This window comes from Arcobacter sp. ISO1 (assembly GCF_058105185.1).
Genome location: NZ_CM176573.1, coordinates 2,205,374 through 2,231,105, shown reverse-complemented (window position 1 = coordinate 2,231,105; position 25,732 = coordinate 2,205,374). Strand labels below are relative to the sequence as shown.

The 25,732-nt window shown below is 27.3% G+C and carries 25 protein-coding genes; 6 read left to right on the top strand and 19 right to left on the bottom strand.

The window, feature by feature from the left end; all coding sequences use genetic code 11:
- Positions 1-31: 31 nt before the first annotated feature.
- The 8 genes from AC2TY9_RS11080 to AC2TY9_RS11045 form a co-directional block, all read right to left on the bottom strand.
- Complete coding sequence (locus tag AC2TY9_RS11080; protein WP_489777523.1) at positions 32-832, bottom strand: acyl-CoA dehydratase activase; 801 nt, start codon at positions 830-832, stop codon at positions 32-34.
- Complete coding sequence (locus AC2TY9_RS11075; RefSeq protein WP_489777522.1) at positions 829-2,106, bottom strand: 2-hydroxyacyl-CoA dehydratase subunit D; 1,278 nt, start codon at positions 2,104-2,106, stop codon at positions 829-831. The genes AC2TY9_RS11080 and AC2TY9_RS11075 overlap by 4 nt, the downstream gene beginning before the upstream one ends.
- Entirely contained in the window at positions 2,096-3,082 is a 987-nt protein-coding gene (locus AC2TY9_RS11070; protein WP_489777521.1) for a 4Fe-4S binding protein, read from the bottom strand. Before AC2TY9_RS11070 ends, AC2TY9_RS11075 begins: the two co-directional genes overlap by 11 nt.
- A complete protein-coding gene (locus AC2TY9_RS11065) occupies positions 3,072-5,795 on the bottom strand; it encodes a nitrous oxide reductase accessory protein NosL (protein WP_489777520.1) in 2,724 nt (907 codons plus the stop codon). The genes AC2TY9_RS11070 and AC2TY9_RS11065 overlap by 11 nt, the downstream gene beginning before the upstream one ends.
- 9 nt (positions 5,796-5,804) lie before the next feature.
- Positions 5,805-6,461 carry an urease accessory protein UreH domain-containing protein gene (locus AC2TY9_RS11060; RefSeq protein ID WP_489777519.1) on the bottom strand — a complete coding sequence of 219 codons (657 nt, stop codon included), beginning with the start codon at positions 6,459-6,461 and terminating at the stop codon, positions 5,805-5,807.
- A 15-nt stretch (positions 6,462-6,476) separates the two neighbouring features.
- Complete coding sequence (locus AC2TY9_RS11055) at positions 6,477-8,570, bottom strand: TonB-dependent receptor (RefSeq protein WP_489777518.1); 2,094 nt, start codon at positions 8,568-8,570, stop codon at positions 6,477-6,479.
- A gap of 209 nt (positions 8,571-8,779) precedes the next feature.
- Positions 8,780-9,631, bottom strand: coding sequence for a sensor histidine kinase (locus tag AC2TY9_RS11050; RefSeq protein WP_489777517.1), 852 nt, complete (start codon positions 9,629-9,631; stop codon positions 8,780-8,782).
- Complete coding sequence (locus AC2TY9_RS11045; protein WP_489777516.1) at positions 9,621-10,280, bottom strand: response regulator transcription factor; 660 nt, start codon at positions 10,278-10,280, stop codon at positions 9,621-9,623. The genes AC2TY9_RS11050 and AC2TY9_RS11045 overlap by 11 nt, the downstream gene beginning before the upstream one ends.
- Positions 10,281-10,411: 131 nt before the next feature.
- Between AC2TY9_RS11045 and AC2TY9_RS11040 the strand changes: the two genes are divergently transcribed.
- Positions 10,412-12,181 carry a Na/Pi cotransporter family protein gene (locus tag AC2TY9_RS11040; protein ID WP_489777515.1) on the top strand — a complete coding sequence of 590 codons (1,770 nt, stop codon included), beginning with the start codon at positions 10,412-10,414 and terminating at the stop codon, positions 12,179-12,181.
- Positions 12,171-12,404, top strand: a complete 234-nt coding sequence (locus AC2TY9_RS11035) for a hypothetical protein (RefSeq protein WP_489777514.1) — start codon at positions 12,171-12,173, stop codon at positions 12,402-12,404. The genes AC2TY9_RS11040 and AC2TY9_RS11035 overlap by 11 nt, the downstream gene beginning before the upstream one ends.
- Positions 12,405-12,407: 3 nt before the next feature.
- On the opposite strand, the gene AC2TY9_RS11030 is transcribed toward AC2TY9_RS11035, so the two are convergent.
- The 4 genes from AC2TY9_RS11030 to pgeF all read right to left on the bottom strand — a co-directional run bounded on the left by AC2TY9_RS11030 (position 12,408) and on the right by pgeF (position 15,840).
- Positions 12,408-12,872, bottom strand: coding sequence for a tRNA (cytidine(34)-2'-O)-methyltransferase (locus AC2TY9_RS11030; protein ID WP_489777513.1), 465 nt, complete (start codon positions 12,870-12,872; stop codon positions 12,408-12,410).
- On the bottom strand, positions 12,872-13,705 hold the full coding sequence (gene purU / locus AC2TY9_RS11025; RefSeq protein WP_489777512.1) for a formyltetrahydrofolate deformylase: 834 nt from the start codon (positions 13,703-13,705) through the stop codon (positions 12,872-12,874). The genes AC2TY9_RS11030 and purU overlap by 1 nt, the downstream gene beginning before the upstream one ends.
- A gap of 50 nt (positions 13,706-13,755) precedes the next feature.
- Positions 13,756-15,018, bottom strand: a complete 1,263-nt coding sequence (locus AC2TY9_RS11020; RefSeq protein WP_489777510.1) for a malic enzyme-like NAD(P)-binding protein — start codon at positions 15,016-15,018, stop codon at positions 13,756-13,758.
- A gap of 153 nt (positions 15,019-15,171) precedes the next feature.
- Positions 15,172-15,840, bottom strand: a complete 669-nt coding sequence (pgeF, locus tag AC2TY9_RS11015) for a peptidoglycan editing factor PgeF (RefSeq protein WP_489777509.1) — start codon at positions 15,838-15,840, stop codon at positions 15,172-15,174.
- 96 nt (positions 15,841-15,936) lie between these two features.
- Between pgeF and AC2TY9_RS11010 the strand changes: the two genes are divergently transcribed.
- From AC2TY9_RS11010 to AC2TY9_RS11000, 3 genes are read left to right on the top strand one after another with little or no spacing between them, the layout of a single operon-like run.
- Entirely contained in the window at positions 15,937-16,728 is a 792-nt protein-coding gene (locus tag AC2TY9_RS11010) for a shikimate dehydrogenase (RefSeq protein ID WP_489777508.1), read from the top strand.
- Positions 16,729-16,739: 11 nt separating this feature from the next.
- Positions 16,740-17,384, top strand: coding sequence for a UPF0323 family lipoprotein (locus tag AC2TY9_RS11005; RefSeq protein WP_489777507.1), 645 nt, complete (start codon positions 16,740-16,742; stop codon positions 17,382-17,384).
- Between the two features lie 4 nt (positions 17,385-17,388).
- On the top strand, positions 17,389-18,567 hold the full coding sequence (locus AC2TY9_RS11000; RefSeq protein ID WP_489777506.1) for a glutathionylspermidine synthase family protein: 1,179 nt from the start codon (positions 17,389-17,391) through the stop codon (positions 18,565-18,567).
- 14 nt (positions 18,568-18,581) lie between these two features.
- Here AC2TY9_RS11000 and AC2TY9_RS10995 read toward each other — a convergent pair whose 3' ends face one another.
- From AC2TY9_RS10995 to AC2TY9_RS10965, 7 genes are all read right to left on the bottom strand, one after another.
- Positions 18,582-19,496, bottom strand: coding sequence for a GGDEF domain-containing protein (locus AC2TY9_RS10995; RefSeq protein ID WP_489777505.1), 915 nt, complete (start codon positions 19,494-19,496; stop codon positions 18,582-18,584).
- A 64-nt stretch (positions 19,497-19,560) separates the two neighbouring features.
- Positions 19,561-20,511 carry a tetraacyldisaccharide 4'-kinase gene (locus AC2TY9_RS10990; RefSeq protein ID WP_489777504.1) on the bottom strand — a complete coding sequence of 317 codons (951 nt, stop codon included), beginning with the start codon at positions 20,509-20,511 and terminating at the stop codon, positions 19,561-19,563.
- Between the two features lie 4 nt (positions 20,512-20,515).
- Entirely contained in the window at positions 20,516-21,652 is a 1,137-nt protein-coding gene (locus tag AC2TY9_RS10985) for a DegT/DnrJ/EryC1/StrS family aminotransferase (protein ID WP_489777503.1), read from the bottom strand.
- Between the two features lie 136 nt (positions 21,653-21,788).
- Entirely contained in the window at positions 21,789-21,998 is a 210-nt protein-coding gene (locus AC2TY9_RS10980; RefSeq protein ID WP_489777502.1) for a hypothetical protein, read from the bottom strand.
- Position 21,999: 1 nt separating this feature from the next.
- Positions 22,000-22,227 (bottom strand): (2Fe-2S)-binding protein, encoded by a 228-nt coding sequence (locus AC2TY9_RS10975; RefSeq protein WP_489777501.1) that lies wholly within the window; start codon positions 22,225-22,227, stop codon positions 22,000-22,002.
- Positions 22,220-22,450: a (2Fe-2S)-binding protein gene (locus AC2TY9_RS10970; protein ID WP_489777500.1), complete on the bottom strand. Its 231-nt coding sequence runs from the start codon at positions 22,448-22,450 to the stop codon at positions 22,220-22,222. Before AC2TY9_RS10970 ends, AC2TY9_RS10975 begins: the two co-directional genes overlap by 8 nt.
- A complete protein-coding gene (locus tag AC2TY9_RS10965) occupies positions 22,451-23,206 on the bottom strand; it encodes a TerB family tellurite resistance protein (RefSeq protein ID WP_489777499.1) in 756 nt (251 codons plus the stop codon). It abuts the gene before it with no gap.
- Between the two features lie 159 nt (positions 23,207-23,365).
- On the opposite strand from AC2TY9_RS10965, the gene AC2TY9_RS10960 reads away from it, so the two are divergent.
- On the top strand, positions 23,366-25,618 hold the full coding sequence (locus AC2TY9_RS10960) for a PAS domain-containing sensor histidine kinase (protein ID WP_489777498.1): 2,253 nt from the start codon (positions 23,366-23,368) through the stop codon (positions 25,616-25,618).
- The last annotated feature ends 114 nt before the right edge of the window (positions 25,619-25,732 follow it).

The window sequence follows — 25,732 nt, the reverse complement described above, 5'->3', positions numbered from 1 at the left end:
TTTTATGATAGAAGTGTTAATTTTGAGTTAATTACTCTGAATAAAAGTAAGAATCTACTCCCATTATTGCAGCCCCATATGAAGTTGTAATTTGTGGATGTTTTGGAATAAAAATTCTTTTTCCTAATTCATTTTCTATTGCGTTTACTAAACCTTCATTTAAAGCAGGACCTCCATCAAAATAAACACCCTCTTTTACACCAACTCTTTTTACTAATTTAACAATCCTTTTGGCAATAGAGTAATGAACCCCACATACAATATCTTCAACACTATGATTATTTCCAAGTAGTCCAATAATTTCACTTTCTGCAAAAACCGCACATGTACTACTTACACTTAAGGGTGTACCTTTTGCTTTGAAGTGCATTTGACCAAGTTTATCAACATCAATTTCAAGCTTTAAGGCTACTACATCTAAAAACTTTCCTGTTCCAGCAGCACATCTATCATTCATAGCAAAATTTGTAACATTTCCATCATTATCCAAAGAGATTGCTTTACTATCTTGTCCACCAATATTTATAATAGTTTTTATCTCTCCATACTCTTTCCCTGCAGCTCTAGCTCCTATTGCATTTGCTGTTATCTCACTAATATTTTCATCTGCTTCTTTATAAAGTTTTCTTCCATAACCAGTAGAAACAGTATAAACAACATCTTCATATGATATTTCAAGTTCTTTTATTAAAAGCTCTAAAGTTTCTTGAGCATATTTATAAAACATACTTCCACTAGCACTAGTTTTTGAACCTATTAAATTTTTATTTTCATCAATTATAGAAATTTTTATTGATGTTGAACCTATGTCAATCCCTACAAAATATTTCACTTTTTTACCCTTTTTCTTGTTTTTAAAGACTCTATAAAGGCTTCAATTCTTGTTGTTAATTGACCACCTTGACTTGGACTGTAATCACTTTCGATATATAAAATAGGAATACCCTCTTTTTCCATAGCTTCTAAAACACTTCTTTGCTCAGCTTCATAAACAGTACAACCAGCAAATGCTTGATATACAACACCATCTGCACTATATGTTTTAACTAAGTCTATAATACGTCTTATTCTGTCATCATTTTTTGTAAATATTGGACATGTACAAGCTTTTAAATACTTATCAGCCATAGAATCAAGCATATCATTAACAAACCACTCATCAACGGCAACTCTATCATTAAACATTCTATTTGAACTACAAGTCTCATCTGCAACAATTATCCCATCTGACTCTTCAATTACTATTGGAACTTTATAATTTGGAAAAATAGGAGGTGAGCCTGTATAAACTATTCTTGGACTAATTTTTCCATTAACAAAAAGATTTTCGTCTTCTCTTTGTTTACACTCTTTCAAAAGATTTTCAACGGTATTAATCCATGAATCAATTTTGTCAAAAAAGAAAGCATTTGTAACAAAAAACATATCATTTCCACTTATTACAATATTTTTCTTTTTTCTATATTCACAAAGTTTATGATAAAGAGATTGTGAATAACCAATCTTTGCAATACTTTGTTTTAAACTCTTTTTATTTAGCTTTTTACCAGTTCGTTTTGATAAATCAATTGCAAATTCTCTAATACTTCTTCTAAAATATTCTCTACTGATTTCACTCTCTTTAACTCTAGGGAAATCAACATCTACAACATCATAACCAAAGCTTTCTATTGTAACTCCCGCTTTTGTTTTTTGGTCACAAGTTGTTGGAGAATATATTAAATGAGGTTTATCAGAAAAATTCCCAGAAGCAAAATGTCCTACTGTTGCACGTACCAAAGGGCAAGATTTTTGTGGCATGTAATCACTTCCTATCTCATCATCGGTGTAGAAACCATTGCATAATCTAATAGGAACAGCATCTAAAGCATATATAATCTCACTTGGAATTTGAATACACATGGTGCCTACTTTTAATTTTCCTTCATGAATTGACTTTTGTTTACAAAATACATCTTCGAATAACTTATAAAAATAATCCATAGCTTTAATAGGGTTTTTAAAATCATCTTTTAGAGTATTTATAATTTTTATTGCTTCCATTGCCTTGTGTCTATTTTGTTTTTCAAGTGGAGATTCAATTTCATGTTTTAATTTACTTGTCATTACTTTCCTTTATATTGGCAATACCCATTCTTTTTTCAAAACCTTCTTTTGTAGACGTAAAAGCTTTTATATTTAAAATATCAAAGTGTAAAACATCATCTTCAGGACATGCAGCAACACATTTTAGGCATAAAATACAATCATCCCTTAATATATTTGTATCTGTTACATTATCTGCAATATCTTTTATTTGCATATCACAAACAGTATAACAATCACCACATCTAGTACATTTACTACCATCTTTTCTAAACTGTACAATTGAGATTTTTGAAAAGATATAATGTAAAGCACTCATAGGACAGAAGAAGCAAAAAAATCTTTTTTTAATAAAACTTCCAACAAAAAATAATCCAGCAAAAAAAACCCCTAATGATGTTAAAAGTATTGCTGTTTTACTTGAAAAGTCAATTACCCATTGGGAAAAATCGCCACTAAACATAGGTGTAATTATTCTTGCTGGACATATTTTACAAAAAGCTGCTGACCATTGTGAACCCATTAAGCCCACACCCATAAGTAAAGGAAAAACTAAAACTATAAACAAAAATATATATTTTATTTTTGATAATTTTTCAAATTGATTTTGTGAATAGCTTGAATACCTAATACCAATTGATTTTCTAAGTTTTGTCATCCAATCTTGTAGTGTTCCAAAAGGACAAACATATCCACACCAAGCCTTATTTAAAAAAATAAACCAAAATAAAAAAACAAGAATTCCACTAATTACTCCAATTGAAGCACCACCAAGCAATACTTGAGTTGGCATTGATAATTGATGCTGCAAAGGGATTAAATAACAAGCTCCAGCAGTTGTATCATTATAAGGACATGCAAAAATAGGTAATTTTGAACCAAAATCTATTGCAAAATAACCACCATAAATAAATAAAACAAAAGTAAATATTTGAATAATATTTCTAAATCTTATTAGATTTACATTGTAAACTGTTTTTTTTAACCTACTCAACATATCTTGGCTCTTTAAAAGGAAGTGTACGATTTTTTCTAAATCTATATATTATAAATCCTGCTAATATCATTGTTAAAATTAAAATTGTCAAAGCAAATGAGTAAGATTCATAATCATTTTTATTTGGATAATAGTATGCTGGATAAGTTAAAATATATTTTTCATTTTCAACTTCATGCTCTAAAGTTAGCATTAACTCCTGCTTAAATCTTTTATTATACTCCTCCCAATTTGGAAAATAATCTCTTACAAGAGTTATTTTTGTTATTCCACTTTCATCGGTTTTAAAACTTTTTATCCAACCACTTTGTAGTTTTATTTTTAATGTAGCATCTTTTAATGGCTCACCATTAAATAAAGCTTTGAAAGTTAAAGTATCTCCCATACTAAGCCTATGGAAAAAACTATCTTCATCTTCACTTTTTATTCTAATTAAATCTATTTTTGATACATTTTGATTTAACTCTTTTTTTATTTCTTTAGTGTAAATATCATCACTTCCATGCTTACCTTGTAGATGCTCTAACTTTGCAACCTTATAATATGATTTATCATTAACTTTTGTTTTTTCAATTGCAAAGATATTATAATATCCATTGTCAGGAACTTCAAACCTATAAACTTTTTTACCCCTTGATTTTTCTTCAATAATTGATTTTAGAGTTTGATTTTTATCAAATACAAAAAAATTAATATTTTTTGTAGGATAAAGAGATTTTTTACCTCTGTTTTCATAGGCTAAATATAATTTTTTTGTTGGGATAACTTTTTTTGCTGATGGCTTACCTCCACCACCATGCATATGTCCACCATATGATTTCTTTTTTGCAGTTGGATCTGTTAGAGACAAGTAAAACTCTTGCTTTGGATTTATAGAAGCTTTTTTACCCCAAGATTTTTTTGGTTTAAAATCTTCCATAGCTTTTTCCATAGCTTTTTGGAAATCAACAACTTCACCACCATATTTTTTACTAAAAACGAAGGCATCTTTTTTGTTTGCAAAGGCATATTTACTAACCCTTGACATAGTACCTTTTTGTCTACTTCCAACTACATAAAGAGCACTTTTTGCATCAATAAACTTTAAAGTAGTTACATCGACTACTTTTATATCTTTTAAAGCTAGTTTTTTAATCTTTAAATCTTCAGTTAAACAGTGAATAGAACAATATTGTCTTGGTTTTCCATCAAGTGTAGCACTATGATTTGTTTTATAAAACATAGGTAAATTCATACCACAAACAACACCGCTAGTTTTATCTTTCCCTTCTTGAACCAAAGTTGCCTTTTTAAAAGGAACACTTTGAAACATTTTCCCCGATGAAGAAGAACCATGTGAGTGCCCTCCTCTTTGTTTTGCTCCATATTTTGAAAATACGTATCCAGTATAAATATTAAGTCCAATATAAAATAAAATTGCTGATGAAGCAAAGAAAAATCCAAATAGCTTTCTTAACTTTGTGCTATCAATAAGTTTTATTCTTTTGTAAAGAATAATAAATGCCCAAATAATACCAATCCATTTAAACAACTTAAAGTAATGAAGCCATGCATCACCCCTTTTAGCTAATGATTCAACATTAATACTCATTCCAAAACCTTGAGCAAAACCTTCAACAATTTTTTCATAATCTTTAATAAAAAACATCTCTAAAGTATGTCCTAAAGATGCAAAAATAAAAAGTGGTATTAGTGCAACACCAAGACTTGTAAAAATTGAATTAAATTCTTTTTTCAAAACCTTTGAAGCTAAAAAAAGTCCTAAAAATGAAAAGAAGACTGTAAATATAACAGCATAAATAAAAGCAAAACCACCTGCATATTCTGAAAGATTAAAAAACTCTGCTGTTCTATTCCAAATAAATTCATCAGCAATATTGCTTCTATTTAAACCATGGGCAAATCCCATAGATACAGGAATAGACGCAAGAATTAAAATATATGTCCAAATTTCTGCATTTAAAAGCTTTAGCTTAGAGCCTAACTGTTCGGCAGATTTAGTAAACTTAAATTTTACAGCTTCACAAGAAGTCGCACAATCCATACATAAAGTACAATCATCTGTTTGATTTTTTTTAGCAAAAGTAAAAGGTTTTAGATTATACTCACATGCACTTGCACACTCAAAAGTTTTACAATCTTTACAATGGTCTGTATATGTTTCTAATTTTGTAAAAGATAATTTATCATATGCCCTTGTAAGTGTTCCAATAGGACAAATGTATTTACAATAACTCATTTCTTTATAAATATAATACACTATAAAAGAAAGTAGTGTTAGCACTGAAAACATCAAAGCTGTATTAAAAGGAGACTTCCAAAAACCATCAAAAGTGTAATAAACTCCCCACCAACCAATTACTAAAATAAAAATGCCGATATATCTATTTTGCATCCATTTTGGCATCTTCTTTTTTAAACCTAATTTTGTAATATATTTTCCCATAAAACCATGGGGACAAACGCCACAAAAAATTCTTCCAAAAGAAGGTAAAGTAACAACCATAAATAAAGCCCAAAAAAGACCCCAAAAAAAAGCACCAGTAAATATATTATCTCTACTAGGATGAACAAATCCAAAATAAATAGCATAAAAAAATAGTGCTGTAACAGTTAATCTAAGAATTAATAAAAAACTCTTATTTTTAAATAAAAAACCTAATATTGGTTTACCATAAATATCATTTTTATCACGTTTGATAAAATCTATCATCTATATACCTTATAATGAAATTTTTCCAGCAACAACCATTGAACCAACAAAAATCAGTAATAGCGAAGCAAAAATCTGAATATACTTTGTGTATACCTTAAATTGTTCTATTAATCCTTGAAATATTCTTCCAACAATTAATGTATAAAAAATAAAAGGAACTAACACGGCACCTAAGCCAAATAAAAGACCATTTAAAAATGAAAATAAATATGTTGTAGTGTTTGCACTTATTGTAATCAAAGTTAAGACTGGAACACATGGATTTAAAGAAACTAATGCCCCTATCCCAAAAATTCCTAGAGTTCCCTTTGGCTTTTTAGAAGTTGATACTTTTGATTTGCATCTTGCATCTACAATTAATGTTGTATAAAGCAATCCTAGTCCAATAAGAATAGTAAAACTTCCTAAAATCAATTGAAAAATAGTGTTATCATTAAGAATTGATTTTATAAATAATGAACTAGAAGAAGCAATTAAAGATATAAAAATATAAGTAACTACTCTTCCTACACTAAATGGCAATACTACTTTTAAAGATGAAACACTTTTTGTAGAATTGGATATTAAAAGTGGAGCTAAAAAAGGCATACATGAAAACATGCATGCAGTAGCTCCATATGATAATCCTATTAAAAAAAGTGAGAAAAAAGTTAAACTTTCCACTATCTTTTTTCTTTATTAAAATTTATATCTAAGGCCTGCATAAAATGCTCTTGGAGGAGCAACTCTTATTGTTGCATCGTTCATATCTTTTCCATAAGATACATTTACAAATTGATAATAGTTTTTATTAAATAAATTTGTAATTTTTCCAAATAATTCTAAATTATTAGAGATTTTATATTTACTTCTTAAATTAACCACTGCATAACCTGATTGTTTGTATAAGTTAGCTTCATCAGCATAATAACTACTTTTAGCAGTTATTTCTGGAGATAATACGAACTTTTGATTAACATTCCAATCTAATCCAATATTTATTGTGTGTTTTGAAGTTCTAGGTACAATATTACCATCTAACTCAATTTCAGGTGCGCCACCATCATTTGGATTAATTGAATAATCTATTAATTTAGCCATTAAATACGTATATGCAATATTGTATGAAAAGGCATCATTTACTTTAGTATTAACTGCTAATTCAATACCCCTACTTCTCATATCTCCAACATTATCTATTGCTAAATATTCATCATCATCTGTTGACCATAAATAACTTCCAGCTTTTTTACCTATATAATCAACTCTATCTAATTGATAAATTGATAAATCATAGTTTGTATTGTTAAATCTACCTTTTATTCCAATCTCATAATTGTACGTTTTTTCACTATCTAATTCTGTTGGAATATCAAGACTTGGATCATCTTGTAAGATACTTAGATTTCCACTAATTTGACCAGCAGTAGGTGCTCTAAAACCACTTGAGTAACTAGTATATAAATAATGCTCATCAGCAAAGTTATAATTTAGACCTAGATTAAATGAACTTTCATTATAGCTTGGATCTACATTTAAAGAACTATCCATATGATTCTTATAATCATATGTCAAGTGATCGTATCTATAATTCCCTACAATATTAAGTTTTTCTGTTAATTTTGACTGTAGTTCTAAATAAACAGCTGCAATATTTTCATCTGTATTACTATCTGATAAAAGAGTCCCTGCAGTAGTAATTCCTGTCCATGGCGATCCATAGGTAACCCTTTGTACAGATTCATTATCCTGTGAGTTTTTTTCTAAATTTATACCCACCATTGCAGCTATACTTCCAAAAGATTTTCTATATTCTGATTTAAATGTATTTTGAATCCATTTTTCATCATTATTTTTTAAATGAAAAGTATCAGTACTATCTCTAGATGATCTATTTTTTGTATCATCTTGATATCTAGAAACAGTTGCCATAAAATTTGAAGTATCATCAATATCATTTGAATAAGTTAAAAATGTTTTAATTAATGTTGTATCATAATATCCAGAATAAGATACCTCATTAAAACTTTTAGGATCATTTATAGCTGCATCAATCCCATGAACACTAGTTCCATCTCCAGATTTTCTTTTTGTATAATCAAGTCCAAATGTTAAGTCGCTATTATCATTTAAATAATATTGATATTTTCCATTAACTGACTTGTGATTTAAGTATGCTTCATCCCAATAACCATCTGTATCTCTATATGTAGCTTGTAGTTGAAGTGAACTATCATCAAAACTTTGATTCGTTCCAATTAAAAATCTGTTAAATCCAAAACTACCTAATTCAGTTTCAAGTTTTGATTCACTAAGACCTTTTGGTCTTTTTGTTGTAATTACTATAGCACCAGAAATTGCATCATTCCCATAAAGATAACTAGCACTACCTTTAATAACTTTTATTGATTCAATATTGTCTAAATCAAGATTTGCCTTTCCAGTAGTTTCTTGAACAGGTACACCATCAATAACAATTGCAACACCAGGTCTTTCACCCATATACATTTGATTATCAATACCTCTGATATGTATTTTCACTTTATCATTACCCACATTTGAGGCAGTAATTCCAGGAATCGTATTCAAAATATCTTCAACATTAGTTGGATCAATTTTTTCTATTTGTTTATTATCAATAATAAAAGTGTTAGATGAACTATTCAGCTTTTCTTCATATTTATCGTCAATTGTTGAGGATACAACACTTATAGACTCTAGTTCAACAGCATTCAAACTATTAATCAATACTAATGAAGCTACTAGACTCATAGATATTCTTACTTTAGGCATTTTTTCTCCATATTTTAATTACCACTTTAAAATATGAAAGAATATTTCAGTATAATAGAAGTGGTGTTAATTCACTATCTTCCATCTATCTAGGTCGCCAAACTTTATTTAGATGGGAGATTTATTGTTGTAATATTAATTAGAGTCTGTTAATTAAGTGTTAATCTTTTGCTAAGTCTTATATTTTTTTTAAGTATTTAAGTTAATTATTAGTTTATGATGTTTTTAAAGTTTAGAATAAATTTATTTCCATTGCTTAATGGCTCAATTTTTATGGCAATTTTATTTTTGTCACAAAACTCTTTTACCATAGAAAGTCCTAATCCAAATCCATGTTTAGAAGAATCTTCTTGAAAAAATTTATCAAAAATGATAAATAAATTCTTTGTATCAATCTCTTTTCCTGTGTTATAAATAGATAAAAGATTATTACTATATGTAATTTGTATTAAACCATTTTCTTCAAGATTATATTTTAAAGCATTTGAGATAAGATTATCAAGCATTTTAGAAAAACCATTTAAATCAGTTTTTAATTGACAATCTTCAATTTCAACTTCGATTTTTATATCTTTTTTTAAATCTTCAAACTTATCTAAACTTTTAAAAGTAATCTCTTTTAAATTAAAAGTAGAAACATCAACCTTATCAATCTCTTTTTTTATTTGATATTCCATATCCTCATAAAGTCTTAATAATTCATTTGAGGCTTTTTTTATTCTACTTAATCTTTTTAAGGCTTTTTCATCTGTAATTTTTTTCTCTAACATTTGAGTATTCAAATTAATTGTTGAAACAGGGATGTTTAGTTCATGTAATGTCTGTTTTACTGTCTTTTGTAGGTTTTCATCACTTTTAAAAAGTGGTTCAAAAATTGATTTACTTAATAAAAGATATAAACCTAAACCAAAAAATAATACCGTTAAGGTAATAAGCATAAATGTGTCTTGATTAAAACCAATATATGAGTTTAAATAAAAGTTTAAAAGCAATGATAAAAGTAAGACAAATACAACTATTATTGAATTAGTGATTAAAAAGTTTCTTTTTTTATAATTCAATTTTATATCCAATACCTTTTATATTTTTAATTGAATCTTTTCCAAGAAGTTTTTTTATGTTGTTAATATAAACTCTAATTGAACCTTCACTATAACCTTCTGAACAACCCCAAAGTCTATCAATAATCATATCTTTAGTAATAATTTTTTCTTTTTGTTCTAAAAATAGTTCCAGCAAATCAATTACCTTGCCTGCAATATTAATATCAGTACCATTGGATAAAACTCTTCTATTCATTGGATCAAAAATTAAATCTTCAGTTAATTTTATATCTTCAAATGCTTTACCGCTTCTTTTTAATAAAGATTGAATCCTAAGAAGAAGTTCATCAAGATCAATTGGTTTTTTTAAATAATCATCACAACCAGTTAAAAAGCCTTGAGTTAACTTCTCTTTATCTTTATATGAAGTCAGGTAAATTGCAGGTGTATTATCGCCAGAGTTTCTTAACTCTTTTAATAAACTAATTCCATCTATTATCGGAACATTGATATCAAAAAGGTATAAATCAAAATTATTTTCATATGTAATACTTAAAACTTCTTCGCCATTTGATGCAGTTTTTATTTCAAAACCTTCATCTTCTAAGAAATCTTCAAGTGTTTCGAGAAATAATTCATCATCTTCTAAAACAAGTATTTTATACAAGGATTCTCCCAAAAGTATTTATTTTATTATATTGTTACTAAGTTAAAATATTATTAATTTGTGGTTTAAGTTGATTTTTTACTTTATTTATTTATCATTAGTATAAAAAGTAATAAAATATAGGGAAAGAGATGATAAAAAGAATTTTAATATTTTTTGTACTAATAATCACAGCATTTTATGTTATATCCGAAGATAATATAAAAATAATTTTAGCTGGGATTGCAGTTTTTCTAATTGGAATGCACTTTATGGAGGATGGCTTTAAACTTTTTTCAGGGGGAACATTAGAAAAAGTCTTAAAAAAATTCACATCCACTTCATATACATCTATTCTCACAGGTTTTATAACAACATCAATTGTACAAAGCTCTTCTTTAATATCTGTAATAGTAATCTCATTTTTGTCTGTTGAATTAATTTCTCTGGCTAAAGCAATGGCAATAGTTTTTGGTGCAAATTTAGGAAGTACTACAACAGCGTGGATTGTTTCGGCCTTTGGATTAAAGTTAAAAATAGCAATATACGCAATGCCAATGATTATCTTTGGTGTAATTTTTAGATTTTCTAAATCCAATACTTATGTTGGATTAGGAAATATTTTATTAGGTTTAGGTTTTATCTTTTTAGGAATCTCTTATATGAAAGAGGGATTTGATACTCTAAGCGCTTCAATTGACTTGGCAAAATACTCTGTAGATGGATACTTAGGAGTTTTTATTTATATTGCTATTGGAGCTATTTCAACTGTAATTATTCAATCTAGTAGTGCAACAATGGCAATTATAATTACAGCACTTGCAGGGGGTAATATTTTATATATAGATGCCCTAGCCCTTGCAATAGGAGCAAATATAGGTACAACTGTTACAGCTATTCTTGGTTCACTAACTTCCAATCAAAATGGTAAACGTCTTGCATTTGGACACTTTGTATTTAATATTTCAACAGGATTAATTGCAGTTCTATTGATATATAAATTAAAAGATTTAGTAGATTTTTTATCTATTTATATAGGGATAGGAGGAGAAGATTATACTATGAAACTTGCATTATTTCATACTATATTTAACCTTTTAGGGATAATAATTCTTTTTCCATTTATACAAATAATTGTAAATCTTTCAAAAAAATTCATAAGTGACGAAAAATATAAAAAACCTTCAAAACCAATCTATCTTGATAAAGCAAATATCAAAATACCATACAATGCAATGGTTTCAATTCAAAAAGAGCTTATTCATTTATATGAAAATGCCCAAAAAGCAATACTTCATGCTATTTCTATTCATTCAAGTGAACTAAAAACAGAAAATGATATTAATAGAATTATAAATTCTGAAGTTAAGAAAATAGATACTGATTTAGATTCATTTTATCAAAACAATTTAAAGCTTCTTTATAGTGAAATTATTGAATTTACATTACTTTCTCAACAAAACATGAATAAGGAACAAAATGAATATGTAGCCCAATTGAAACTTGCTTCAAATATAATTGTGAAAATATTAAAAGATACAAGAGATATACAGAAGAATATGAACTTTTATTTAAATAGTAAAAATGAGTATATAAAAAAAGAATACCTTGAGATAAAAAAACAATTGGCTTTAACTATTCTTTTAGTAAATAACATAAAAGATTCCAATAGTGATGAATTAGAAACTTCTATATTAATTCAAGAACAAAAAGACAAAAATGAAACATATAATACTTCAATAAACAATCAACTTGATGAACTTATTAGAAGTGAAAAAATTACTTCAAAAATGGCAACTTCATTGATAAATGATTCAACTACAACTTATAATATTTGTACAAACTTGCTAAGAATTGCTAATATTATATTAATAAAAGATGAAAGTTTAAGAAAGCTAGGAGAGATGGAAAATGAAGATTAATGAACTATTTGAAAACTTTGATAATATCTTTACATGGAATAAAAATGAGATAAAAGAAAATAAAAGTGAAATCGATGATTTGATGAAAAAACTTTTAGAAAAAAGAAAGAAATTAGAAAAGAAAATAAAAAAAGAGGAAAGACTAGAAGAAAAAGCAATCTTAAATAAAAAATTAAAAGCTATAAAAAAGCTAATGAAAAAAGCTAAAAAGAGTTTATACTAATAGTTAGTTAAACTCTTTAAAATTTTGCCTTAAAGCTTCATATGCAACAATTGATACAGAGTTTGCAATATTTAAACTTCTTGCATCATTTGTCATTGGAATTGTAATATGTCCTTCTTTATTTTTATCCATTATTGACTCAGGAAGTCCTGCATCTTCTCTTCCAAAATAGAAAAAATCTCCAGCTTTATATTCCATATCAAAATAAACTTTTTTTGTTTTTGTAGTTGCAAAGAAATGTCTATTGGTCAATGGATTCTTTTCCCAAAAATCTTCAATATTTTCATATTCTCTAACATCTAAATCAAACCAATAATCAAGTCCAGCTCGTCTAACCTCTTTTTCTGTAATCTCACCAAATCCATAGGGTTTGATTAAATGAAGTGTACAGTCAAGTGCAAAAGCTAATCTTCCTATAGTCCCAACGTTTCCAGGGATTCTTGGTTCATGAAGTACTAAATTAAACATTATAAGACTACCGTTTTATTTCCATATACAAATACTTTATCTTCTAAAAGAAGTTGTAAAGCATTTGATAAAACAACTTTTTCAACATTTCTACCTGCTCTTCTCATATCTTGCCAAGAGTAAGTATGGTCAACTCTAACTACATCTTGAAAAATAATTGGACCTTCATCTAAGTCATCAGTTACATAGTGAGCTGTTGCACCAATAATCTTTACACCTCTATGGTGTGCTTGCTTATATGGATTGGCTCCAATAAAAGCTGGCAAGAAAGAGTGGTGAATATTTAAAACTTTTTTAGGGTAAGTTTCAATAAATTTTGGAGTTAAAATTCTCATATATTTAGCTAAAACTATTAATTCTGGGTTATATTCATTAATTTTTTCAATAACCATATCTTCATGGTCTTCTCTTGTTATATCTTCAGCACTTATACAATGAAAAGGTATATTGAATTTTTCAACTAAATCTTGAAGATAATCATGGTTTGCAATAACTGCTTGAATATTAGCATCAAGTTCACCATCAATATATCTAATTAATAAGTCACCTAAAACATGAGATTCTTTTGTAGCTAAAATTACAATGTTTTTCTTTGATTTTTTGTTTAGTTTTACTGTAGATTCTTTTGGTAAAACCTCTGTTAGTTCTTTGAGTAAAATATTTTCATTTAATTCACCAGAGATAACTGTTCTCATAAAAAATTTGTTAGTTTCTTTATCAACATATTCAGCATTTTGTTCTATATTTAAATTGTTTGCAAAAAGAATTTTTGAGACATTGTAAACAAGCCCTTTTGCATCAAAAGTATCAATTAAAAGTATATATTCTTTCATAGTGTTATTCCATCCTAAAATTAAGAATGGAATAATACCAAAATAAAGATTTAAATCATTTTAGATAGCTGTTCTCTATATGCTTCATGATCATAATTTTTCTCTCTAGCAACTCCAGAGTCTACTGCTGCTTTTGCAACTGCACTTGAAATTTCAACAATAAGTCTTTTATCAAATGGTTTTGGGATGATATATTCTTTTGAATAAGCAATATGATCTCCAAAAATAGCTTTAATCTCATCAGTAACTGGTTTTTTTGCTAAATCTGCAATTGCATATGCTGCAGCTTTTTTCATAGCCATGTTTATTTTTTTTGCTTGTACATCTAATGCACCTCTAAAAATAAAAGGAAATCCAATTACATTATTAACTTGGTTATTAAAATCACTTCTTCCTGTACCAATTAAAGCTTTATCTCTAATTGCCAAAATCTCATCTGGGAATAATTCAGGAGTTGGATTAGCCAATGTAAATATGATTGGTTCATCTGCCATAACAGCAATATGTTCTTGTGTAAAAGTTCCAGGTCTAGATAATCCAAGAACCATATCTGCTTCCCTAAAGGCATCAATTTTTGTCATTGGTTCTTTTGCTGAAAACTCTTTTTTAAATTCATTTAAATCATCTCTACCATCATGACAAACACCTTTTGAGTCAATCATAATAATATTTTTAATTCCGATAGCTTTATACATTCTTGAACAAGAAATCGCTGCTGCACCTGCCCCAACAACAACTACCTTCAATGTTTCAAGATTTTTTCCTAAAATATCACATGCATTAATTACACCAGCAGATGTAATAATTGCTGTTCCATGTTGGTCATCATGCATAACTGGTATGTCAAGCTCTTCAATTAATCTTTTTTCAATTTCAAAACACTCAGGTGATTTAATATCTTCAAGGTTGATACCACCAAATGTTGGAGCAATAGCCTTACATACATCAATAAATTTTTCTGGATTCTCTTCATCTACTTCAATATCAAAAGAATCAATAGCTGAAAACTTTTTAAATAATACTGATTTCCCTTCCATTACTGGTTTAGCAGCTAATGCTCCAATATTACCAAGTCCTAATACAGCTGTACCATTTGTAATTACTGCAACAAGGTTTCTTTTTGCAGTGTATTTAAATGCATTTTCTGGGTTTTCTTCAATTTCTAAGCATGGAAATGCAACACCTGGAGTGTATGCTTTTGATAAATCATCTTGAGTTTCTAATTTAGTTGTAGTTTCAATAGCTAATTTTCCAGCTTTTGGATATTGGTGATAATCCAATGCTTCTTCTCTAGTAACAGGTTGTTTACTCATTTTCTATCCTCTCTCTTTGTTTAGGGGTTACCGAATTGTAACTCATTAAAACTTACAAAAAAGAAGAAAATCATAATTTAAGCTTATGAACTTTAATATTTCTTTAAGAGACATAATATTTACATGAAATATACATAATTTTTACATAAGTGCCTATATTGTGACAATTCCAGCAAATCTACCACACTTATTATCTATCCTATACGAGAAATATGGCTCATTTGAGCACTTAGTACAAGTATTAGATATAGTTATATTACTGATATTTAAGCTCTTGAGTAAACTCTCATTTATACCTTGAAGGTCAATAAATTTTCCATTTATAAACTCTTTTCCAAAACTTTTTTCAACTATGGTAACCAGTTCATCATTTACTTCATAACAACATTTTTGAATTGACGGCCCCATATGTACTTCTATATCAGAATAGTTACAATTAAATTCATTAACCATTTTTTTTACTGTAAGTTCTGAAATCTTTAAAAAAGTAGAATTTCTACCTGCATGAACAGCAGCTACTACACCTTTTTTTCTATCAATAAAAATTATTGGTATACAATCTGCTACCATAACCATTAAAACAACATTATCATCGTTTGTAATTACACCATCACAATCATCTATTATATTTTGGGAGTGTTTATCTACAACTTTAACATTATTACCATGAACCTGATTCATCGAAATAAGTTTTTTATCTTCTAAATTATATTTTTTTAGAAGTTTTTTTCTGTTTTTATCAACATTTTCTTTAATATCAGGAACATGGAAAGCAAAATTTCCATCATCAATATTTGTAAAAGTAAAGAATATTTTATTCATTTGAAATCCAATTAATTTTTATACCTATTGTACTTATTATAATTTAATATACTCTTATTGTTTTTTTGATAAAATCGCCACAATTAAAGGATTATAATGACAAACAAATTTGCAATTTTTGGAAACCCAGTAGCACATTCAAAATCACCACAAATGCATAATGCAGGATTTAAACAACTAAATTTCGACGGTGAATATGTAAAGCATTTAATAGAAGATCCAAGTACTCTTAAAAATACTTTTTCACAAGAAAAATACTTAGGTGCAAATATTACAGTTCCCCATAAAGAAGTAGCTTTTAAAGATGCTGATGAAGTTAGAGGTATTGCAAATAAGATTAAAGCAGTAAATACTTATATAAATGAAAATGGTAAAATTGTTGCATACAATACTGATGCACCAGGATTTTTAAAAGCAATTGAGACCTTTGGAGAAATAAAAAAAGTACTTCTTCTTGGTGCAGGAGGAACAGCAAAGGCTATTAGTCTTGCTTTAAAAGAAAAGAACATTGATGTAACTGTATTAAATAGAAGTGAAGGAAAACTTGACTTTTTCAAACAATACAACATAAAATGCACTACTTGGGAGAACTTTGAAGGAAATGATTTTGACCTAATTGTAAACTCTACAAGTGCTGGGTTAAAAGATGATTATCTACCTTGTCCAAAAGAGATTTTAGAAGAGGTTTTAAAAAATGCTTCATTTGCTTTTGATTGTGTTTATGGGAAAGAAACACCTTTCTTAGCACTAGCAAAAGAAAAAGGTTTAGAGATAAAAGATGGAGAAGATATGCTTTTATATCAAGGGGTGTTAGCATTTGAGCTATTTACTAATACAAAAGCCGATGGAAAACTTATTGAAACTATGAGAAACGCATTAAAAAAATAAAAGGAAGAATATTGAAGAAAAAAAATCATATTAAAAAGATATCAAATTATACTATGGTGGGTGGTCTTGGAGCAATTTTAATTGCAGGACTAGCAGGATGTGAAGATAAATCTGCGAATAACCAAAATCAAAATCAAAACAATGCTTTTTCAAATGCTTCTCAAAAACAAGAAGCCTTTGTAGTTATTGAAAAACTTCAAGGTGGAGGATACACTATTGCTGATGAGTTTCCTGCTTCTAAAACTACAATTGTTTTAAGGGAATTAGATGGAAGTGAAAGAATTCTTTCACAAGCAGAAATTGATGCTTTAATCAAAGAAGAAGCTGTTAAAATTGATAATGGTACCTCAGGGCTTACAAACCCAGAGATGTCAAATGGAATGGGCCTTGGTGGGATTTTATTATCTTCTATAGCAGGTGCTATGCTTGGATCTTGGATTGGTAATAAACTATTTAACAATCAAAACTATCAAAATCAAAGAAAAGCTCAATATAAATCTCCTCAAACATATAGTAGATCAAAAAGTTCATTTACAAAAGCTGCAAAGTCTAGTACTTCAAGTAGTAGTTCTAAAAAGAGTGGATTTTTTGGGAGTAGATCAGGTAGTTCAAAATCTGGTTCATTCTTTGGTAAAAGTTCAGGGTTTGGTGGATAATAAAATGAATTTAGAAAAACTTCAACCTTTAACAGACGAATATCTAGAATCAATAGGCTTTGTTTGGCATACTGATGAAGATGATTCTTCATATGTAGCAGACGAGATTGTACAAATTACAGAAGATGAGGCAAATGCTTTTTATGAGGCTACAAATGAGCTTTATGATATGTTTTGTGAGGCAGGTGAATATGTAATAGAGAATAACCTATTTCATGAAATCAATATCCCTTTCAACCTTGTAGAATTAATAAAAGAATCATGGGAAAATGATGTTCACTGGCATCTTTATTCAAGATTTGATTTAGCAGGTGGAATTGATGAAAAACCTATAAAATTAATTGAATTTAATGCAGATACACCAACTTCATTATTTGAAACAGCAATAATTCAATGGGCACTTTTAAAGAAAAATGGACTTGATGATGCTAGTCAGTTTAATAATCTTACCGAAGCAATAAAAGATAATTTTAAAAGAATTATTACTTTAGATTCAGATATTGAAAAGTTTGATGAATATTACTCAAAACTTGGTTGGAAGATACTATTTTCTTCAATTTCTAGTTCTAGTGAAGATATAAATACAACTAAACTTCTTCAACATTTAGCAAGTGAAGCTGGTTTTAATACTGATTTTGAATATATTGAAAATATTCAATTCAATGATGAAGGTATCTACAAAGAAGATGAGCTTTTCGAATTTTGGTTTAAACTTATTCCATGGGAAGATATTGCAATTGAAGAGAGTGAACTTGCACTAATGTTAACACAAATAGTAAAAGAAAAAAAAGCTATTATTTTTAATCCTGCTTATACTTTGATGTTTCAATCAAAAGGTTTTATGAAAATTCTTTGGGATTTATATCCAAATCACCCTCTTCTTTTAGAGACTTCTTTTGAGCCACTAGTTGGTAAAAAGCAAGTTGAAAAAAGATGTTTTGGAAGAGAAGGCGCAAATACAAAAATCATAAATGAAGATGGTTCAATTGATTGTGAGATTCATGGTGAATATGAAGGTCACAAAGCAATATTTCAAGAGTATGTAGAACTTCCTACAGATAAGAACGGAAACTCTTACCAAGCTGGAGTATTTTATGCTTATGAAGCATCAGCTTTAGGCTTTAGAAGAGGTGAAAAAATTTTAGATAATATGTCAAAATTTGTAGGTCATATAATAAGATAAGCTTTTAATTAAGCTTATCTTCTTGAGTGGTGATTTTTTTTCTCTTCATACATTCTAAAATCTGCAGCTGATATTAATTTTTCAATATCCTTTCCATCTTCAGGAAAAATAGAGATACCAATACTACATTTTACAAAAAAGCTATCATACTTAAATTCGATTCTTTTTGAAATTATTTGTATTATTTCATTTTTTATAGTTTCATGAATTTGTTCTTTATTTTGGGAGATAGTAAAGATTAAAAACTCATCTCCTCCAAATCGACTAATTACATCCGATGATCTAAAATTTTCTTTCAATCTATTTGCAATAGTTTTTAAAACTTCATCACCTGCATCATGTCCATAATTGTCATTTATGCCTTTAAAATTATCTAAATCAATAAAATATAAAACTGCTTCTTTACACTCTCTTTTACAAAGTTCAAGCATTTTTTTTGATTGTTCAAAGAACATTCTTCTATTGTAAAGTTTCGTTAGGGTATCAAAGTCAGCATGTTTTTGTAACTCTTCTTCTATTTTTTTTCTTTTTGATATATCTCTACATATTGCAAAAACACCCACAATATTACCATTTTCATCTAAAATTGGTCTTTTTGTTGTACTTATATAACATACTTTTCCGTCTTTCATATAGGGTTCTTCTTTTGAAGTTATGTTTTTTCCTTTTTCTAAAACTTTTTTTTCTTCTTCATAATAGATTTTTGCAAACTTTTCTGGAAATAATTCAAAATCTGTTTTACCTGATAGTTCAGAACCCTCTTCAAAACCACAATTTTTTGCAATTGTATCACTGGCATATAAAAATTTATGTTCTTTATCTTTTATAAAAATATAATCGGGAGTAGTTTTAAGTAAATAGAAAAAAAGAGACTCAATTTCTTTTAATTTTTCTATCTTATTTAATGATAGTTCTTCAAAAAACTTCATTGTATGTTCCTTTTATACTAGAACTAGTACATATATAAAATTATAACACAATATTATTAATGTTTTAAATTTTATTTAATTCTATATACTTGTCTAATGAAGAAAGTTTGTCTTTATTTATAAACTCTAAATCAAGCTTCGCAAGGTAGATATCATCAAAGTTAAAGTTTTGTAATTTTACAAAATCTTTTTCAGTTGAGATAAAGCTGTAGTCTTTATAATTTAATTTTATATCATTAATTTCATTATCAGTAAAATTATGATGATCTTCAAAGGCTATCATTTTTGTATTTTCAGGTAGAAATTCTAAAACTCTTTTTGGCTTAGAAATTGCAGTTAAAAGTATCGGTTTACTTGGTAATTTATTTATAATTTTATTATCTTTATAAATAGTTACAACTCTTTTAAAATCAATGCCTTCTTGAAGTTCTAAATTTGCTAAAGAGTATGCCATCTTAGGTTCTCTATAACCACCACTAGGAAGACACAAAAGGTTTGTTGGTTCGTCTTTAGGTCTTATTAAAATATCAAATTTGTTAATATCATATTTAGAGAAACCATCATCTAAAAATATTAACTTGCAATTTAGTTCTTTTGCTTTTAAAATAGCTTTTTTTCTATCCTCACTAACAATTATTGTAGCATTTGGTAATGATTTAGCTAAAAGCATTGCTTCATCTCCACTTGTGTTAGTATCAGTTATTATTTTTCCTTTTTTTGAAACTACAAATAAACCTTTTGATTTTCTTCCATAGCCTCTTAAAATAACTGCTACATCTTTATAATTTTTTGCAAGTTTTATAGTTAGTGGTGTTTTCCCACTTCCACCAACAATAATATTTCCAATAGAAATAATTGGAATCTTAAAATCAATAGGAGTTGACTTTGCTCTTTTAAAAGCAATAATTAACATATAAACTAAAGTAAAAGGGAGTAAAAGTATTGAGATAAATCTTTGAAAAAGGTTTGGGAAGAAGAGATAGTCTTCCACCCATAAGAAAAGCTTTTGCTTCAAATATTTATACCCATTCAGAAGCTATTTCTATAATCTGATCACAAATATAATTTGCATCTTCATCCGTCATACCTGGATACATTGGAATTGATAAAATTTGTTGATATGAAGTTAAAGCTGAACTAAATGTTGTAATTTTAATAGAATATTTATTTTTATAATATGTTAACAGATGTAAAGGAATATAGTTAAGTCCTGTTGATACACCTCTTTCTTTTAAAGCTCTGGCAAAAGCATCTCTATTTCTTGAAATCTTAATAATAAATTGTGTAAAGATATGCTCTTCTTTATGATTAGGTATTGTAACATGTCTAATACCACTTAATCTATCTTTATATATCTTTGCAATCTCTTTTCTTCTTTTAATAAATTTATTAGTTTTTTTCAATTGTGCTAAAGAAAAGGCGGCATCTAACTCAGACATATCATATTTGTGTCCAATATCAACAACATCATAAATATAATCTAAGTTTCCAAAATCATCATATGTAGTCGTAATTGCGTGAGTTCTTAATAGTTTTGCACGTTCTGCTATCTCTTCGTTATTTGTAACAATAACACCTGCTCTACTCACTGAGTATTTACCATTTGATGGATTTGTTGAAAAAATTGTCATATCAGCTCTTAAGCTTCCAACAGTTTCATCATTGTATGTTACACCTAAAGCTGATGTTGCATCTTCAATTAAAATAATTCCATATTTCTCCGCAATATCATAAAGTCTGTCTAAATCAGGAGTTTGTCCAGCAACAAAAGTTATAATTGCCCCTCTTAATTTTTTTGATTTATTCTCTTCTAATGCTTTTTCAAATTTATTTAAATCAATATTCATATCCTCAGAATTAATATCAATAAAAATTGGCTCAGCATCAAAGTGCCTTACAACTTCAGGAACATTAACAAAAGAGTTAACTGACATTAAAATTTTGTCACCTCTTTTTAATTTTATTGCACTTAATGCAAGGTGAATTGCCCCTGTTGCATTACAAGTTGCGATTGCATGTTTTGCTCCAACAAAATTTGCTATATTTTCTTCAAATTCTAAAACTTTGTTTTCATCTCTATTCATTTCAAGAACATCTTTTAATTGTCCTAATTCTTCATCTCCCAATGATGTTTGATAAAAAGGTATTTCTTTCATTCTTTGCTCCATTTAGTTTTTGCTAGGCTAAGTATTTTCCTTTGCCTCTTTTAAAAATAATTTATTGTAAAGTACACGATTATGTAACAATGTATTTATTTCTTCTTCCTAGTTGCCCTAATAATTTTATTATAAATTAATTTTCCTTTGTTTTTTCATAAATCTCATCTAAATAATCAAAAGTAGTTTCTCTTATTTGGCTTTTTTTAAAAATCAAGTCATTTTTTATAGCTTCTAATTCATATTCTTGAAAATATGCTAAAAAATTTGGATTAATATCAATTGTGTCATTTTTATTTGTTGCAATTAGCTTTTTTATATCTTCTATTAATTCTTCTTTTTTCATTTTAACCTACAAATTTATTTAATATTTGAGTTAAGTATAGTTCCATTTTTTCTGAGCCTATATCTTTCTCTTCACTTTGACAACATTGGCAACAAGTACCTGCATCAGTAAATTCACCAAGTTTATCTAAAGTTAAAGCATCTCTTTCTTTAATTGCATGCATAATTTCACCCAAAGTAACATGTTTACATTTACACACTTCATATGAATGATGAAATTTTCTAGCCATTTAAAACCTCTTTTAAAATATCTTTACAATAAATCTTTTTCTTTATTTTCCCAAAATCACCTTCAGGGAAAATACAATGTCTACAATCCGTACCAGCTGTTGTAATATCTTGAATATCACCTAATGTCCTAGCATCTTTTTTTAAGATTGCATCTTTTATTGTTTCTAAAGAAACCTTTCTACAATTACAAACTTCATATCTTTCATCAAACTCTTCAAGCAATTATATCTTTCTCTCTTTCTTTATTAATTCATAAGCTTCATTAATCTCTTGAAGTTTTTTTGTAGCTTGGTCTATAATATCTTGCCCTGCACCACTTCCTGAAACAATATCTGGGTGATGTTTTTTCACAAGAGTTCTATAGTTTTTCTTCAATGTTGCATTATCATCATTTGAATTTGATTCTAAAACTTCATATGCTTTTTCTAAAGATAAAGCTTGATTTGCCTTTTGATTTGCATAAAAGTTTTCAAATTTTTTAACAAGGTTTTCAAAATCTTGTTTTTTAATCTTTAAAGCATTTGAAATATCTTCACAAATCATCAATTCTGTTTTAGAAAATTCTTTATCAATAAATGCAATATTTAATAAGTATTCTATAATTCCTAATCTTTTTTCGTAGTGGTTTTTTGTTATTTTGTAAAGTTTTTCAGAGATTTCTATTGTATTTTCAAAACTTTCTTTCTCTTTTTTGTAAATATCTTTTAATTTTTCTCTAATCTCATTTTGATTTTCAAAATGTCTTGAAATATCAGAAAAAGTGTGTTTGAGCATCTCTGCTTCTAGCTCACAAACTTGTCCATCTGCCTTTGCAACTTTTGCCATTAAAGCAACAAGAAGACCTGCCTCATGATTTAATAAATCACCATTAAATCTCTCTTTTATATCAAGTTTAATGCTTTCAAACTTTTCAGTTTTATAACCTCTTGCAATAAAATATAAAATAATTCCAACAACAAGTAAAACTATAATCTTCATTTTTATCCTTTGTTTATATTACATATAAATTCTGGCAAATTTTAACAAAAAACAATTGAATTTTTGGATTAGATTATTTTTTGTATTATTTAAGTAGATTTTGTCTAAAATATAATCAAAAATAATATACCATACTTAACTTTACAATAGGTTTCATTGATGATTCAATCCAAAAAAATAAAAAAACTTAGATTTTTATTTGCATTTCTACTTTTAATTTTTCTAGTTTTATCTTATGTTGTTACAAACTATTCAATTAATAAATTTATAAATAATGAGTTAAATAATAAAAGCAATTCATATTTAAAAGTTTATAAAACTGTTTATAATCAATATAAAGAGATGTCAGAAATTTTTTTTAGTGGCTTAGTTACAACTAATCAATTAGATGAAAAACTATTAATCTATCAACAAAGTACGAAAGATGCTCAAAAAATTATTAGAGATACTCTATATAAAAATATACAAAAAAGATACAAGACTTTAAAAGAAAAACACATTACAAGCATTAATATAATTTTGCCAGATAACACCTTCTTACTAGTAATGAAAAATCCAAAAAGATACAATTTTCAAGCAAGCCAATTAAGAACAGACATTAGATATGTAAATGAGACCCATAAACCTTTAGATAGCTTTAATATTGGGGAAGGTGGCAGTGGATTTAGATTTTTATATCCGATTTTTCACAAAGAAAAATATATTGGATTAATCTCTTTTACCTTTGATGCTTCAGCAATAACTTCTAGTATAATGAAACAGTATTATGTTTTAAGTAATTTTTTTACTAATGAAAATGATTTTAAAAATGGTTTTTTAGATAAATCAAAGCTATATAAATCATCGCATTTTAAAGGCTATTTATATAATACAAAAGTTTTAAAAGAACTAGAAAAGAGTACAAGAAAAGACATAAATAATTTAATCTCAACTAAGTCTAGTCAAGAAAAAATTTATAAAAATTTTTCATCTTTTAAAGTAGAAACAATTTTTGATAAAGAAGCAAATCTTACTATTACTACTATTCCTGTAATAAACAAAATCGATAAAACTATTCAAGGTATTCTTACTATTAGAGCAAAAGCAGATAATATAAGCTCATATCTTGGGATAATGTATTTAATAAATATTTTAATAATCTTAATAATATCTTTACTTTTATACTTGTTTTATAAAATTATTAGTGAAAAAGAAGCATTAAAATTTGAAGTTAAGAAAAAAACTAATCAATTACAAGAGATAAATGATAATTTAGAGCATAAGATAGAAAAAAACACGCAAGAATTAAAAGAAAGAAATAATGAACTTCTTCAACAAAAAAACTTTTTAAATGCTTTAATTGAAACATCACCCGTACCATTTTTTATTAAAAACATTGAAGGAAATTATATAAATGTAAATAAAGTTTGGTGCGAATTTACAGGTTTTACAAAAGAAGAGATTTTAAATAAAAATGTTTATGATGTTGCGCCAAAAGAGATTGCTGACATTTATTACAATCAAGATTTAAAAGTATTTAATTTAGAAGAAAACCCTCAGGTTTATGAATCGAAGGTTGTAAATAAGCTAACTAAGAATGTATATGATGTAGTTTTTTATAAATCAGCATTTTTCAATGAAGAAGGTGAAGTTGCTGGATTAATTGGAACACTACTTGATTTAACAAAAATTAAATCCTTAGAAGAAGAAAAAAGAAAAAAAGAAAAATTAATTTTAGAGCAAAGTAAATTTGTACAAATGGGGGAGATGCTAGGAAATATTGCCCATCAATGGAGACAACCATTAAGTTTAATTTCTACTGTTACTTCAGGTTTGAAACTTGATTTTGAACTTAATAAAATAGAAGAAGAAAACTCAATAAAAAACTTGCAAACAGTATTAGATACAGTCGTTTATTTATCAGATACTATAAATCAATTTAGTAATTTTATAAAAGAGGATAGAATATTAACAAAAGTGAATGTACAAGATAGAATTCTAGAGGTTCTTAAAATACTTGAAGCTGCACTAAAAAACAATCATATTAACATAGATTTACAATTAAATGAAGAAACACCTTTATATGTTGAATTAGTAATAGGAGAATTATCTCAAGTTTTAATTAATATAATTACAAATAGTAAAGATGCTTATATAATCAATAAAATCAATACAAATAAAAAGATTAATATTAAAAGTTTCAAAAAAGATAGTTTTGTTTATATTACAATTGAAGATTATGCTGGTGGTATAAATGAAGACATTTTATCACAAATATTTGATCCATATTTTACAACCAAACATCAATACCATGGAACGGGTTTAGGACTTTATATCTGTAAGGATATTATAGAAAAACATTTAAATGGTGAAATTTACGCCAAAAATACAAAAAAAGGTGTTGAATTTACAATTAAATTGCACTTAGCTTAATAATAACTTAAAATTTATTAATAATTTTGATTAATTGCTTTATAGGTCAAAATCTCAATCATCTTTTAACAAAGTTTTGGTAAAATCTTTCCTTATTAATATAATGGAGAAGTA